1 protein-coding gene is annotated in these 279 nt (G+C 71.3%); it reads right to left on the bottom strand.

What is annotated here, in order from left to right; genetic code table 11:
• Window positions 1–279: agmatine deiminase family protein (locus MD536_RS21800; RefSeq protein ID WP_239603883.1), on the bottom strand; the 279-nt coding region annotated here is incomplete at both ends.

The following is a 279-nucleotide window of genomic DNA, read 5'->3' as shown; positions in this document are numbered from 1 at the left end:
CGAGTCCGCCCCACGCGTTGAACCGCCAGTCAATGCCGCGCATCCCGCCGCGGTCGTTGACGACGAACGTGGGTCCCACGTCCCGCATCCAGGCGTCGTTGCTCGAGATCTCCACGACCCGCACCGCGGCCGGCAGCAGTCGGCGTGCGTTCGCGTATTGTCCGGCGGAAACGCCCACCGAGACCGGTTCGCTGCCGGCAATCGCGGTCGCCACGGCGACGAACGCCTGCTGGGCCGGCTTGCCGCCCAGGCGCCAGTTATCGGGCCGCTCGGGCCACA

Origin of the sequence: Flavihumibacter cheonanensis, assembly GCF_022352215.1 — a bacterium.
In the GTDB taxonomy this organism is placed as follows: Bacteria; Bacteroidota; Bacteroidia; order Chitinophagales; family Chitinophagaceae; genus Flavihumibacter; species Flavihumibacter cheonanensis.
This window is presented reverse-complemented; position numbering and strand designations above follow the sequence as displayed.